General features: G+C 58.4%; 10 protein-coding genes. 2 read left to right on the forward strand and 8 right to left on the reverse strand.

Annotated features, from left to right (window positions below; translation table 11 throughout):
- Positions 1-164: 164 nt before the first annotated feature.
- Both araJ and EH164_RS11825 read right to left on the reverse strand, forming a co-directional pair.
- A complete protein-coding gene (araJ, locus tag EH164_RS11820; RefSeq protein WP_124968357.1) occupies positions 165-1,334 on the reverse strand; it encodes an MFS transporter AraJ in 1,170 nt (389 codons plus the stop codon).
- 118 nt (positions 1,335-1,452) lie between these two features.
- On the reverse strand, positions 1,453-2,364 hold the full coding sequence (locus EH164_RS11825) for a LysR family transcriptional regulator (RefSeq protein WP_124968358.1): 912 nt from the start codon (positions 2,362-2,364) through the stop codon (positions 1,453-1,455).
- Between the two features lie 109 nt (positions 2,365-2,473).
- On the opposite strand from EH164_RS11825, the gene EH164_RS11830 reads away from it, so the two are divergent.
- On the forward strand, positions 2,474-3,649 hold the full coding sequence (locus tag EH164_RS11830) for an MFS transporter (protein WP_124968359.1): 1,176 nt from the start codon (positions 2,474-2,476) through the stop codon (positions 3,647-3,649).
- A 362-nt stretch (positions 3,650-4,011) separates the two neighbouring features.
- On the opposite strand, the gene fdnI is transcribed toward EH164_RS11830, so the two are convergent.
- The 4 genes from fdnI to EH164_RS11850 all read right to left on the reverse strand — a co-directional run bounded on the left by fdnI (position 4,012) and on the right by EH164_RS11850 (position 10,383).
- Positions 4,012-4,668, reverse strand: a complete 657-nt coding sequence (gene fdnI / locus EH164_RS11835; protein ID WP_094419853.1) for a formate dehydrogenase-N subunit gamma — start codon at positions 4,666-4,668, stop codon at positions 4,012-4,014.
- Positions 4,661-5,545: a formate dehydrogenase subunit beta gene (gene fdxH / locus EH164_RS11840; protein ID WP_023478817.1), complete on the reverse strand. Its 885-nt coding sequence runs from the start codon at positions 5,543-5,545 to the stop codon at positions 4,661-4,663. The genes fdnI and fdxH overlap by 8 nt, the downstream gene beginning before the upstream one ends.
- A gap of 12 nt (positions 5,546-5,557) precedes the next feature.
- Positions 5,558-8,605: a formate dehydrogenase-N subunit alpha gene (gene fdnG / locus EH164_RS11845; protein ID WP_124968360.1), complete on the reverse strand. Its 3,048-nt coding sequence runs from the start codon at positions 8,603-8,605 to the stop codon at positions 5,558-5,560.
- Positions 8,606-8,895: 290 nt separating this feature from the next.
- Positions 8,896-10,383, reverse strand: coding sequence for a SmvA family efflux MFS transporter (locus tag EH164_RS11850; protein ID WP_023478627.1), 1,488 nt, complete (start codon positions 10,381-10,383; stop codon positions 8,896-8,898).
- A gap of 119 nt (positions 10,384-10,502) precedes the next feature.
- Between EH164_RS11850 and EH164_RS11855 the strand changes: the two genes are divergently transcribed.
- Complete coding sequence (locus tag EH164_RS11855) at positions 10,503-11,078, forward strand: TetR family transcriptional regulator (RefSeq protein ID WP_124968361.1); 576 nt, start codon at positions 10,503-10,505, stop codon at positions 11,076-11,078.
- On the opposite strand, the gene EH164_RS11860 is transcribed toward EH164_RS11855, so the two are convergent.
- Together EH164_RS11860 and EH164_RS11865 are read right to left on the reverse strand one after the other, a co-directional pair.
- A complete protein-coding gene (locus EH164_RS11860) occupies positions 11,075-11,917 on the reverse strand; it encodes an arylamine N-acetyltransferase (RefSeq protein ID WP_124968362.1) in 843 nt (280 codons plus the stop codon). The two genes, EH164_RS11855 and EH164_RS11860, sit on opposite strands and share 4 nt — an antisense overlap.
- Before the next feature lie 75 nt (positions 11,918-11,992).
- Positions 11,993-13,648: an iron ABC transporter permease gene (locus tag EH164_RS11865; RefSeq protein WP_124968363.1), complete on the reverse strand. Its 1,656-nt coding sequence runs from the start codon at positions 13,646-13,648 to the stop codon at positions 11,993-11,995.
- Positions 13,649-13,673 lie beyond the last annotated feature (25 nt).

The following is a 13,673-nucleotide window of genomic DNA, read 5'->3' on the forward strand; positions in this document are numbered from 1 at the left end:
GGAACCATGCAATCTTTCATCCCCCGTAGGCAGGATAAGGCAAAGCCACCATCCGGCGTTTTATCACCGTGCCACGCCCCGAACCGGCACCCGTAGGCCGGATAAGGCAAAGCCGCCATCCGGCGTTTTATCACCGAGCCTCAACCCCTCACATCGGCATTGCGTTACACTGTCACCACTTCTGCCTGATGTCTGGTGATACGACGGTTATAAATCAGCAGCGAGGTCAGCGCGGCGAAGGTCAGCACCGCCGCCGGCAGCGCCAGGTAGTTATAGGTAAAGCCAAAAGCGATAATCAGCCCGCCAAACCATGCTCCTACCGCGTTACCGAAATTAAACGCCATTTGCCCACCTGCGGCACCCAGCATTTCGCCCCCCTTCGCATTTTGCAGCAGCATGATTTGCAGCGGCGCAGAGAGTGCAAACAGCCCGGCGCAGCAGATGAAGCCCAACGAGAGCGCCCCCGCTTTGCTATCGCCGAGGAAAAACAGCGCCACCATCGCCAGCATGATCACCAGTTCGGTCGCTGCCGCGATGCGTATCGGGCTGAATCGCGCCGACACTCTGCCGCTGAACATGTTCCCCAGCACCATCCCCAGCCCCATCAGCATCATAATCAGCGTCATGGCGTTTTGTGAAAAGCCCGAGACGCTCACCATAAAGGGCTTCACGTAGCTGAACCAGGCAAACACCCCGGCATTGCCGAACATGGTGGCGGCGAAGATGAGCCACGGCTCCGGTTTCTTCAAAAAGTGAAACTGTTCGCTCAGGCGGGTCGGCGCGGTGTCATAGAGACTCGGCACCCAGAAAATGACCGACACCAGCACCAGCACGAAAAAGAGCGAGATCAGCACAAAGGTGTAGCGCCAGCTAAAGAGATGGCCGATCCACGTGCCGAGTGGAATACCGATCAGGTTAGCAACAGTCATCCCGGCGATCATCCCGGCTACCGCCATCGTCACTTTCCCCGGCGGCGCGATTTTCGAGAGGATAATGGCGCCGACGCCAAAGATAGCGCCGTGTGGAAAGCCAGAGATCAGCCGACCAATCACCAGCATCGGGTACGCGCTGGAGAAGGTGAAAATCGTATTGCCGACAAAGCAGAGCGCCACCAGAAAGAGCAGCACATTTTTCAGCGAGAAGCGGTTGGAGAACATCGCCATGATCGGTGCGCCAATCACCACACCCGCCGCATAGGCGGAGATCATATGCCCCGCCGACGGAATGGAGATCCCGACGTTATTCGCAAGCTCGGTCAACACGCCCATAATACCGAACTCAGCCATCCCAAGACCAAAGGTCGCAAGTGCCAACGAAAAAACCGTTTTTTTCATACCACTAACCACTTGTTAAAAGTTTGCGACGGGCATTATTGACCATTCGCGTAAGGCAGACCAGTTGAAACCCGTCCGCTGACGTTTTAATCCATGAATACAGTTTTTCTGCCCCTGTTTAATCAACGGGGCTTTGCAGCCCCTGCTGCAGAAAATCGATCAACGCCCGCGTTTTGACCGGCAGATAGCGGCGGCTGGAGTAGATCGCAACCAGACGCAGCGGCGCTGCGGCCTGCGGGAAGGCGATCTCCACCAGACGCCCCTCGTTAATCGGCTGCTGGCAGGCCTGTTTTGACAGAATGGCGAACCCCACTCCCGCCAGCGCAGCTTTGAAGGCCATCTCACCACTGTTGACGCGGTAATGCCCTTTCACGTTGATCACCTCATGCTTGCCCGCGGCATCGACAAATTGCCAGGCCGCTCCGTTCAGCGCGCTGACGGTGGTAATGCAGGGTAAGTTTTCAAACTGGCGGATGGAAACCGGCAGGCCGTAGCGCTCAATTAACGCAGGCGCAGCCACAATGGTGCAGGGAAAGGTCGCCAGAGGCCGGGCAATGTAGTCGCTGTCATCCAGATCGCCGCGGGTGACGATAACGGCAACATCCACCTCTTCGCGCAGAGATTCGAAGCCGGATAAATTGGTTATGCAGCTTATCTCCAGTTCCGGGTAACGGCAGGCGAAATCCGCCAGCAGATCGCCGAGCAGCGCCGGCCCCATCTCGCTCGGAATGCAAATGCGCAGCGGCCCTTTGAGCTGCACCTGCCGCGACATCAACTCCGCCTCCGTCTGCTCCAGCGACTCAAGAAGCGGCTTAGAGCGCGTATAGAGAAGCTGCCCGGAGGGTGTCAGTTTCCGGTGCCGCGTCGTGCGCTCGATAAGTTGCACATTGAGCATCTCTTCAAGCCGGGCAACCGTCCGGCTGACATTCGATGTCGGCATGGTCAGCGCCTTCGCCGCTGCCACAAAACTCCCTTTATCTACCACCGCACAGAAAATCTTCAGCGCGGTGAAATCAAGCCCTGCCCGCATGTTTATCCCACTTTTGATAACAATGATGGTCATTTTTACCGGCTTATTCTCAAAACCGCCAGGTATTAGAGTGCCTGCTCCTCTTTTTTACAGGTTTAACTCGTTGCTTATGTCACAACAAAACGCATCTCGTACACTTGGCACCCTCGCCCTCGTTGTCTCCTTTATCCAGTTCGCTAACGCGCTGGAATATATGGCCTTCAACCCAATATTCGCCTTTATGGCCGCGGCATTTGCAGTGCCACTCGCCTTCTCCGGCTATGTCTCTGCCGCCTACACGTTCGCCGCGATGTTCTCCGGAGCGATCGCGTTCTACTTCATCGGCGCAATCAATCAGAAGCGTTTTTTACTGCGCAATATGGCGCTGCTGTGCATGCTGACTGCCATGACGACTCTTACTACCCACTTTGGCGTGCTGCTGGCGCTGCGCTTTTTTGCCGGGCTGGTCGGCGGCACAACCATGGGTGTAGCCATAAGTCTGTTGATCAATGCCGCGCCAGCACAGCTGCGCGGCAAAATGGTGTCGACGGTGATCGCCGCGTTTTCCATGATCAGCATTGTCGGCATGCCAGCGGTGCTGTTTATCTGCTCCCGCTGGGGGTGGAAAACTTCACTGCTTTCAATCAGCGCCTGCTGCCTTGTAGCACTGGTTCTGATCGTGCGCTTTATTCCCGCGCAGCAGGTAGCCTCAGCCCCACGCCAGAAGATCGCCCTTGATGCGCAGACGCTGCTCTTCGCCTCCGGCAATGCGCTGGTGCAGTTCAGCCCGATGCTGCTCATTCCGCTGCTGGTGCCGCTGTTGCAACTGCTTGGCGCAACGGTCACAGAGCTTGCCTGGCTCTTTTTTGCCGGTGGCATCGCCGGGTATCTCGCGACCCGGTTTACCGGTCTGCTCACGCAACGCTATACCACCCTGACGCTGGCACTGACCTCCAGCGCCCTGTTCGTTGCCAGCCTGCTTATTCCGGCGCTGCACTACGCTAATCCCTGGCTTTTTATGGTGCTGTTTCTTGCGGCTGCCTATAGCCGCCTCGTCTCCTCATCGGTGCTCACCCTGCAGTTCCCGGATAATGCACAACGCGCAGGATTTAGCTCCTTGCAAACGGCGCTAATGCACCTCGCCACCACCGCCGCATTTTCCCTCTCTTCTTGGCTGCTCTCCGCCCGAGCGCTGACCCTCGACGCTCTGCAACCGTTGCTGATAGTTTGCGCCCTCAGCGCCCTTCTTTTTCCTCTGCTGGTGCCGCTGTTGCAGAGGAAGCTGGCCCTACGCAGCGCAGCGTAACAAAAAGCGCCCGGCACGCTCTTCGCCGGGCGCAATCATCACCATAACGGCGCGCGTCGTCACCAGGAAAACCAAAGGGAATGGTGGATTCTGGAAGATGCCTCGCAACAATTTTCATCGTTTGCATGGCTTTGCTTTATTCAGGAAGCGACCTCGCATTTTCTGCACAAATCTGAAGAAAGGACGTTGTTTGCAGGGGGGCGGATTGCTAATTTTCGCAGCGCATAACCAGGGAGATGATGCATATGGATGGAAGAAAAAGAGGGATTAATTGCATTGATGCACGCAGCGAAGCGGGAATGAGTCGTCATAAGGTGCAGCTAAAAAAACGCTCCGGACACGATGCCGGAGCGGTAAACGCATTACTTAATGCCTTCCGTACTCTCTTTTTTAGCTTCGAGACGTTCGACGTCGCGATACCAGCGCGGATGGTGCTTCATCGCCCACCGGCGGCTCACTTTGCCTTCGATCATGCCTTTGATCGAGCCTTTCACCCAGAAAGCCATATACATATGGATCAGGATGGCGTGGATCAAAATAATCGCCGAGGTCGCGTGCAGCAGCAGGCTGTAGCGAATGACCTGTATCGGAAAGTAGTGGGCAAAGTATGGACGCCAGATCACCACACCGGTGACCAGCAGCACGGTCATCATGCTCATAATGGTCCAGAACATCATCTTCTGCCCGGCATTATATTTGCCGACCTTCGCCACTTTGTGTTCGTTGCCCTTCAGTACCTCAACGATATTTTTCACCCACGGCCAGTCCTTCTTGTCCGGGATGTTGTGATGCACAAAGCGCACGAACATAAACATCAGCGCCAGGAAGATCACCACACCGAAGAAGGGATGCAGGATGCGCCCCATCTGCGGCGTACCGAAGGTTTCCGTCAGCCACTGCAGCGTCGGAAAGAAGAAGGAGATGCCGGAGAGCGCCACCAGAAAGAAGCAGATCACCACCGTCCAGTGACAGGCGCGATCGATAAATTTAGTGCGCACAATCATTTTCGACTTACTCATGATGATCTTCCTCTTCGTCATCCACCTCTTTATTGGGGCCAATGCCAATGTAGTGGTAAATCAGCCCGGCGAACGTGGCAAGGAAGCCCGCCGCCGACAGCGGTTTCAGCACCCCTTTCCACAGCCCGACCGCCGTGTCGATATGCGGATCGTTGGGCAGCTCGTGATAAAGCTGTGGTCGATCGGCATGGTGAAGCACATACATCACATGGGTGCCGCCTACGCCCTGCGGATTATAGATACCCGCATGGCTGTAACCGCGCGCTTTCAGCTTCTCAACGCGCTGCTCGCCAAGTTCCAGCATCTCCTTTTTGGTGCCGAAATGAATAGCGCCAGTCGGGCAGGTCTTCACGCAGGCGGGCTCCTGGCCGACGCTGACGCGATCGACGCAGAGCGTACATTTATAGACCCGGTTATCCTCTTTACTGAGGCGCGGGACATTAAATGGACACCCGGCGATGCAGTAGCCGCAGCCGATGCAGTTCTCCTGCTGGAAGTCGACGATACCGTTCGCGTACTGAATGATTGCGCCAGCAGAGGGGCACGCCTTCAGGCAGCCCGGCTCCGCGCAGTGCATGCAGCCATCTTTTCGGATCAGCCATTCCAGCTTGCCGTTCTGCTCGGTTTCGCTAAAGCGCATCACCGTCCAGGATTTGGCGCTGAGATCGGCAGGGTTGTCATAGACCCCGACGCAGTGCCCCACCTCGTCGCGGATGTCGTTCCACTCCGAGCAGGCCACCTGGCAGGCTTTGCAGCCCACACAGGTGGAGACATCGATAAGTTTGGCGACCTCCGCTTTATAGTCACGCGCCCTCGGTGGCGGCGTGACGGGGTTGGTCGCAGAGCGTTTAATAATGTCCTGAGTTTCCATAGCCATAATGTCGCGCCCTTACGCCTTCTCGATATTGACCAAAAACGCTTTATATTCCGGCGTTTGCGAGTTCGCATCGCCGACGTTAGGCGTCAGGGTGTTGGCGATATACCCCTTCTGCGCTACGCCTTCAAAGCCCCAGTGCAGCGGAATGCCCACGGTCTCAACCTGCTGACCGTGTACCTGCAGGGTTTGCAGACGCCTTGTTACTACCGCTACCGCGCGAATAAAACCGCGCTGGCTGCTGACCTTAACGCGATCGCCATTGCGGATACCTTTTGCCGCGGCCAGCGTTTCGCTGATTTCAACAAACTGCTCCGGCTGGGCGATGGCGTTAAGCCGCGCGTGCTTGGTCCAGGTGTGGAAGTGCTCCGTCAGACGATAGGTGGTGCCGACATAAGGGAAGTGCTCTTTTTTCCCCATACGCTTCACATCCTCTGCGTAAATGCGTACCACCGGGCTGGAGACCACGTTCGGGTGCAGCGGGTTAGTGCCGAGCGGCGTTTCCACCGGTTCATAGTGTTCCGGGAACGGCCCTTCGGCGAGTTTATTGAGCGCAAACAGACGCCCCATCCCTTCCTGCTGCATGATAAAAGGCCCGGTGTTGCTTCCCGGCGGCGCGGTGTTGTAGTCCGGAATATCATTCCCGACCCACTTCGTACCGTTCCACTGGATCAGCATCCGTTTCGCATCCCAGGGTTTACCCAGGAAATCCGCAGACGCGCGGTTATAGAGCACCCGGCGGTTCATCGGCCACGCCCAGGCCCAGCCGAGCGTATTGCCCAGCCCCGATGGATCGGCGTTATCCCGGTTTGCCATCTGGTTGCCCTGCTCGGTCCAGCTGCCCGCATAGATCCAGCACGACGAGGCGGTGGAGCCATCATCACGCAGCAGCGCAAAGCTGTTCAGCAACTGGCCTTTCTTCGCCAGAAGTTGACCGTTGGTGTCATAGAGATCTTCCAGCGCGTAGCCGTTGTTCTCTTTTGCCACCTCTTCGGAGTGCGGGTTATGCGGCTGGCTGTAGTGCCAGGACATATTGAGCAGCGGCTCCGCGCCTTTACCGCCTTCCGTGCGGTACATTTCGCGCATCCGGTGGTAAATACCCGCCAGGATCTCACCATCGTTAAGCGCTTCGCCCGGCGCATCCTGCCCTTTCCAGTGCCACTGCAACCAGCGCCCGGAGTTGGCAATCGAACCATCCTCCTCCGCAAAACAGGTGGAGGGCAGACGGAACACTTCCGTTGCAATGGCCGACGGGTCAACGTCGTTCATCTCGCCGTGGTTCTGCCAGAAGCTGGAGGTCTCGGTGACCAGCGGATCGATCACCACCATGTACTTCAGCTTACTCAGGGTGCTGACGACCTTGTTCTTATCCGGGAACGAGGCCACCGGGTTGAAGCCCTGGCAGATGTAGCCAGTCACTTCACCTCTCGCCATCATGTTGAAATATTTGATGACGTCATAGGATTGATCCCACTTCGGCAGCCAGTCGAATCCCCAGTCGTTCTCTTGTTGCGCCGCATCGCCATAGAACGATTTCATCAGGCTGACGAAGAACTTCGGATAGTTGCTCCAGTAGTTCACCTGATCGGGCAGCATCGCTTTCGGCGTATTCGCCGCCAGGTACTGTTGCAGATCGGTCTGTTTTTCCGACGGCAGCGTCAGGTAGCCCGGCAGGCTGGTCGAGAGCAGACCCAGATCCGTGAGCCCCTGAATATTGGAGTGGCCGCGCAGGGCGTTAACCCCGCCGCCGGCCATGCCCATATTGCCGAGCAGCAGCTGGATCATCGCCATGGTACGGATGTTCTGCGCACCGACCGTATGCTGCGTCCAGCCCAGGGCATAAAGGAACGTCGTGGTTCTGTCTACGGCGCTGGTCGAGGCGAGCACCTCGCACACCTTCAGGAAGTCCGCTTTCGGCGTGCCGCAGATATTCTCCACCGTTTCCGGGGTGTAGCGGTCAACATGCTCTCTGAGCAGGTTCCAGACGCAGCGCGGATGGGTCAGCGTCTCATCGCGTTTTGCATAGCCGTTGTCATCAAACTGATAGTTCCACGTCGTTTTGTCGTACTGCCGTTTTTCAGCATCGTAGCCGCTGAACAAGCCCTCTTCGAAGGCAAAGTCATCCCGCACCAGCAGGCTGGCGTTGGTATAGTGTCTGACGTATTCCGCGTTGATCTTGTTGTTTTCAATCAGGTAGCGCAGCACGCCGGAGAGGAAAGTAATATCCGTTCCGGAGCGGATCGGCGCATAGATATCCGCCACCGACGCCGTGCGCGTAAAGCGCGGATCGACAACGATAAGCGTTGCGTCATTGTTGTTTTTGGCTTCCATCGCCCAGCGGAAACCGACCGGGTGGGCTTCAGCGGCGTTGCCGCCCATCACCATCACCACATTGGCGTTTTTGATATCAACCCAGTGGTTGGTCATCGCACCGCGACCAAATGTTGGAGCAAGACTTGCTACCGTTGGTCCGTGTCAGACGCGCGCCTGGTTATCTACCGCCAGCATGCCGAGAGAGCGCACAAATTTTTGCGTCAGCATGCCCGTTTCATTGCTTGCCGCCGAGGCGCACAGCATGCCGGTGGAGAGCCAGCGGTTAACCTTCACTCCGGCGTCGTTGGTTTCGACAAAGTGCGCATCGCGGTCCGCTTTCATCAGGCGAGCGATACGGTTAAACGCTTCATCCCAGCTGATACGCTGCCATTTATCCGAGCCAGGCGCGCGGTATTCGGGGTAACGCAGGCGGTTTTCACTGTGGACATAATCGAGCAGCCCTGCCCCTTTCGGGCAGAGCGCGCCCCGGCTGACCGGATGATCCGGATCCCCTTCGATATGGTAAATCGCTTCTCTGGCGTTCTTTGCGCCATCGCCGAGGCTATACATTAATAGCCCACAACCCACGGAACAGTATGTACAGGAGTTTCGGGTCTCTTTTGCGCGCAGTAATTTATAATTTCGCGTCTGAGCCAGTGCCATCTTCGGGGCGAACCCTAAAGCAGCGACCGTGGTTCCTGCCATCCCGCCCGCGCAGATACGAAAAAACTGTCTGCGGTTGACGTTCATTGCTTTCCTCAATAATCAATCTTCGCTTGCGGCGGGGAAACTAAACATTTCACGGGATGAATTAATTGCGGTAAATCAATAACGCCTGGCGCGTGACACCTAATAGTCGCTGCCGTTGCGTTTACGTGCCTCCTAAGAGGTAGGAGAGTTCCGGCCGCCAGGCAGATGGCAACGGTTTCGCAATCCGTGTCAGGTATCAAATACAGAAAGGTGAATCTATTGCGGGAAGTAAAAGAGATGGGCGCTCCGCCCTTCTACTGCTGGCGGAGCGCCCTGTGGTAGTAATGGGATTAGCTTTTCTCAACGCGTGCGAGGCTAAACCACATCCCTATTGCCAGAACCACTAACAGCATGCTGGCGGTGCTGAGCGCGACGCTATGCGAGTGGGTAAATGCCGTTTTTGCTGCGGCAATAATCCCCTCGGCCAGCGCCGGATCGGACTCGCGCGCCAGGCGGAACGCTTCACCGATCGATGACGACGCCTGCGCCGCCGCTTCGGCGCTCAGCTGCTGTGGCAGGTTAATGGTTGCGGAGAAGGTGCGGCTTAAGATCAGGCCGAACACCGCAATACCGAGACCCGCACCGAGCTCGTAGGACATGGTTTCAATCGCCCCTGCCGCTGCCGCTTTCTCCTTCGGCGCGGCGGCCATAATGGCCGCCGTCGAGGCCAGCAGCGCGCTGGCGGCGCTAAAACCGAGCAGCGCCATCAGCACCGCCGCCTGCACCGGCTGGGTCGAGAAATTGGTCAGCGACAGCCCAAAGAAGCTAATTGCGCTGAGCGCCATCCCGCCTGCCGCCACGCAACGTAGCCCCAGTTTTGAGACCAGCACCCCGGCAATCGGGCCACTAAAGCCGCTGGCGATCATCACCGGCAGCATAAAGACCCCGGCGGCGAAAGGCGTAAAGCCGTGTACAAATTGCAGCTCCTGCGCCATCAGCAGCTCGAAGCCCACCAGCGTCACCATGGCCATGATCGCCATCAGCGCGCCGCTGAGGATCACGCGGTGCGTAAAGAGCCGCATGTCGATCATCGGGCGGCTCGCCGCCAGCTGGATGCGCACAAAACCGGTGAGTAACAGACCACCAATCAGCAGCGTGCTGGTCACCAGCCACAGCGGCAGCGTACCTTTCATGGCGGTTTTCGCACTCCACACCAGCAGCAAGATGGCGGCAATCAGCGCCAGCGCCTGGTTGAGGTGCAGCGGCTGATCGGCCCGCCCTTGCTGGCGCGGAACATACCGGGCGGTAAGCGCCATCACGACCAGCACAATCGGCACGTTGATGAGAAATACCGAGCCCCAGTAAAAGTGCTCGAGCAGCATACCACCAATCAGCGGGCCAAATGCCGCGCCGCCGGAGCCAATCGCCGCCCAGACGCCGAGCGCGGTGTTGCGATGGTGCGCCTGAGAAAAGGTGGTGCGGATCCCGGCAAGCGTCGCGGGCACAATCATCGCCGCGCCGACGGCGAGCAGCGCACGGGTGGCAATCAGCCAGCCTGCGGTGGGGGCGAATGCCGCCAGCAGCGACGCGCCGCCGAACAAACCGCTGCCAATCAGCAGCAGGCGCTTAAAGCCGATTTTGTCGCCCAGTGCGCCCATCGGCAGCACCATCCCTGCCATCACCAGCGAATAGATATCGATGATCCAGAGCAGCTCATTCCCGCTGGCATCCAGCGCGGTGCTGAGCGTCGGCGCGGCAACATGCAGCACCGTCGCATCAATCGCCACCGGAATATAAACCAGCACAATGATGACCAACGTTAACCACTGACGAAACATAACTTCTTCCTCTTTTATCCGTTCTGGACGCCTGTCCAGAAATGCGATCCTACGGATTGTTGAACGCATGTCCAGCTTTTTGTTACACTCTGCGGCACGTTTTAAGGGGAAAATATTTCATGAGCTATTTAAATCGGGACGATCGCCGGGAAGTGATCCTGCAGGCCGCCATGCGTGTCGCGCTGGCAGAGGGCTTTTCCGCCATGACGGTGCGCCGCATCGCCAGTGAAGCCGGGGTGGCAACGGGCCAGGTACACCACCATTTCATCTCATCGAACGAACTCAAATCGCAGGCCTTTATCCGGCTGATCGATGAACTGCTGGAGGTTGAGCTGGTTCCGCAAACCGCGCCGTGGCGCGAACAGCTGTTCGCGATGCTCGGCAGTGATGAAGGCGGGCTGGAGCCCTATATTCATCTGTGGCGCGAAGCGCTGCTGCTGGCGAATAAAGATCCGGAAATCAAAGGTGCCTATCTGCTGACCATGGAGATGTGGCACGTCAAAGTCGTCAGGATTATCGAACAGGGCGTGGCGGCGGGCGAATTTACCCTGCATGATCCAGCGGCGGATATCGCCTGGCGGCTGATTGCGATGGTCTGCGGCATGGACGGAATTTGCATCCTCGGCATGCCAGATGTCGATGAAGCAGCCTTCAAACGCCATCTGACACGGATGATTGAGAAAGAACTCTGCTAGCGCTTGCCGCTGTGCAGATCAAAGCCGTCCATCACGGTTTGCAGCTGTTGCAGTGTAAAGCCCGACTGCGCATCGCTCACCCCCAGCCCGAAGCGGTGCTGTAGCGTCTCATACAGCGCGGCGACGTCGGGCAGACGCGTCTCTTCCACCACTTTGCCCTGCTGCCAGTGGGTGAAGTGGAAGTTGGTGAGGGTCATTTTGCCGCCGTCCGGCAGATGACGGCACATCAACAGATGGTGACGAAAATGGGAGGTCGGCCAGTGCGCGGAGTGGAAGTTGCCCAGCACGTAATCCGCCTGGTACTGCTCCCCCATCTCAAACTGATACATCGTCTGCCAGTGCTCATGATGACGGAACTGCAACTGCCAGTTTTCACCCGCGCGCAACAGGCGATAAAGGCCGTGCGGCGTCGCCTGCTCAATCTCCTCCTGCAGTCGGATTGGCGCGGTCAGGCTCTGACCACCGAAGCCGACATCGGCGATCCACGGCTCACCGTCAAGCTGCACCAGCAGCAGGCGGTGGGTGCGCGGCGGCATCTGATCCGGGTTAGCGAGCAGCACGCGCCCCAGCAGGCTGCGCACCTCAAACCCCATCTCGCGCAGCGCGCGCTCAAAAAGGCCATTCTGCTCAAAGCAGTAGCCGCCGCGCCTGCCGACCACCAGCTTGGCGAAAATCGCCTCATCGCTGAGCTCGATTTCACGCGGCAACACCACGTCGATGTTTTCGAACGGGATCGCGGCGTTATGGTGCAAATGCACGGCGCGTAAGGTCTCAAGGGTGGCATCCGGCGTTTGATGCCAGTCGATGCGGTCCAGATAAGCGCTTAAAAACGGGGTCATACAGGCTCCTTGCATGTGGTGTCCATTGGTTATAACCCATATTTTTCCGGCCACTGGCGTTTTCGTGCCCTCACTTTATCCCTTTGTGCTCCGCTGCATAATGGCCAGCGCCGTCAGCATCAGGCCCAGCCCGGTAATCAGCGTCAGCGTCGCCATCGCCATCCCTTGCCCCACCGAGCCCTGCTCAAACTGCCGCCAGATAAAGACCGCCACGGTTTGCGTGCCCGCAGGCGACAGCAGCAGCGAGGTGACCAGTTCGCGCGAAGCAATGGCGAAAACCATTAACATCGAGGCGAGCATCGCCGGGAAAATCAGCGGCAGCACAATAAAACGCAGCGCCTGAAACGCGCTGGCACCATGCACCCGTGCCGCCGGTTCCAGATTACCGCCCAGCTGGCGCATGGCGCTGCCGATGTAGCGCACCGGCCACGGAAGCAGCAGACAGCAATAGGAGAGCAGCAGAATTGCCCACGTGTTATAGGGCGAAACCGGCCAGAACGCGCGGTTCCACAGCAGGATCAACCCCACTCCGACCACCACCCCCGGCAGCGCGGCGGGCATAAGCGACAGCGCATCGATAAGCGCGCGCCCTTTTATCTTCTGCATCACCACCAGCCAGGCGGCGCATAACCCGAGCAGGCCGGTTATCAGCGCTGCCGCAAACGCGAGGGAAACACTGGTGCCAAGCGCAGGCAACGCATCGCCGCGCTGGGCAAAGAGTGCCGCAAAGTGAGCACTAGTCAGATTGTCCCACGCCAGCCCGCCGGAGAGCGTGGCGCTAAAACCGGTCACCGCCATCGACAGCCCCGGCAGCACCACCGCGATAAAACCGACCAGCGCCATCACCGTCACCACTGGGGCAGTAAACAGCCCCATCTTCGCGCCAACATGCGCGGCGGGTTTGCCGGAGACGCTGGTGACATCGGTGCCGCCGGTCAGTTTGCGTTGCAGCGCCCAGCCGCCGAGCGCGACCGTAATCAGCACCAGCGACAGCAGCGAAGCGCCAGGCAGATCGATCGGCCAGTCGGCGAGCTTCTCCTCAATACCGACCGTCAGCATCACCACCCCTGAACGGGTGCCCAGCGCCGCCGGCACGCCATACTCCTCAATCGCCAGCGTGAAGGCCAGCAGCATGCCCGCTGCTAATGCGGGTGACAGCAGCGGCAAAGTGATGTGGTAGAAAGCCCGCCACGGCGTGGCGCCATGCACCCGCGCGACCAGCGCCAGCCGTTGCCCGCTGGCAAGCAGGCTGCGCGAAACGGCAAAATAGACCACGGGGAAGATGTTGAGCGTCATCACCAGCACAATGCCGACCTTGCTGAAGAGCAGATTATTGAGATCCAGCCCGGTGAGCTGCATCAGGTAGCCCTGGGTTTGCAGCACCAGCATCCACGAGAGCGCAGCAATGTAGGGCGGAGTGAGAAACGGGATCAGAAACAGCAGATCCCATAGCTTCGGGTACGGCAGATCGAACAGCCCGCGCGCGACGCCCAGCGGCAGGCCAATCACCGCGCTGAGCAGCGCCACACCAAGGGCGATTTGCAGCGTGCCGCTGAACATTGCCGGCAGCTGCGGCTCGGCGAGCAGGTGCGGGATCGCCGAAAAGGGGTCGCTCAGCGAGCCTGCGCTGAAGTGGGGAAAGAGTGCCTGCAAAACAATAAAGAGTAACGGCAGCGCCACCAGTATCACCAGCAGCGCCGTGGTTATCCGGGCGATAACGGTCTGATTCACGGCAAGGGATCCTGAAAGCGGGGTT

The sequence above is a fragment of the Kosakonia sp. CCTCC M2018092 genome, from assembly GCF_003864115.1.
GTDB classification, from domain to species: Bacteria; Pseudomonadota; Gammaproteobacteria; order Enterobacterales; family Enterobacteriaceae; genus Kosakonia; species Kosakonia cowanii.

Excerpts from the sequence above, each read along its gene's own strand:
- araJ (WP_124968357.1), bottom strand. The coding sequence starts at position 1,334 with ATGAAAAAAACGGTTTTTTCGTTGGCACTTGCGACCTTTGGTCTTGGG.
- EH164_RS11825 (WP_124968358.1), bottom strand. The coding sequence starts at position 2,364 with ATGCGGGCAGGGCTTGATTTCACCGCGCTGAAGATTTTCTGTGCGGTG.
- EH164_RS11830 (WP_124968359.1), top strand. The coding sequence starts at position 2,474 with ATGTCACAACAAAACGCATCTCGTACACTTGGCACCCTCGCCCTCGTT.
- fdnI (WP_094419853.1), bottom strand. The coding sequence starts at position 4,668 with ATGAGTAAGTCGAAAATGATTGTGCGCACTAAATTTATCGATCGCGCC.
- fdxH (WP_023478817.1), bottom strand. The coding sequence starts at position 5,545 with ATGGCTATGGAAACTCAGGACATTATTAAACGCTCTGCGACCAACCCC.
- EH164_RS11850 (WP_023478627.1), bottom strand. The coding sequence starts at position 10,383 with ATGTTTCGTCAGTGGTTAACGTTGGTCATCATTGTGCTGGTTTATATT.
- EH164_RS11855 (WP_124968361.1), top strand. The coding sequence starts at position 10,503 with ATGAGCTATTTAAATCGGGACGATCGCCGGGAAGTGATCCTGCAGGCC.
- EH164_RS11860 (WP_124968362.1), bottom strand. The coding sequence starts at position 11,917 with ATGACCCCGTTTTTAAGCGCTTATCTGGACCGCATCGACTGGCATCAA.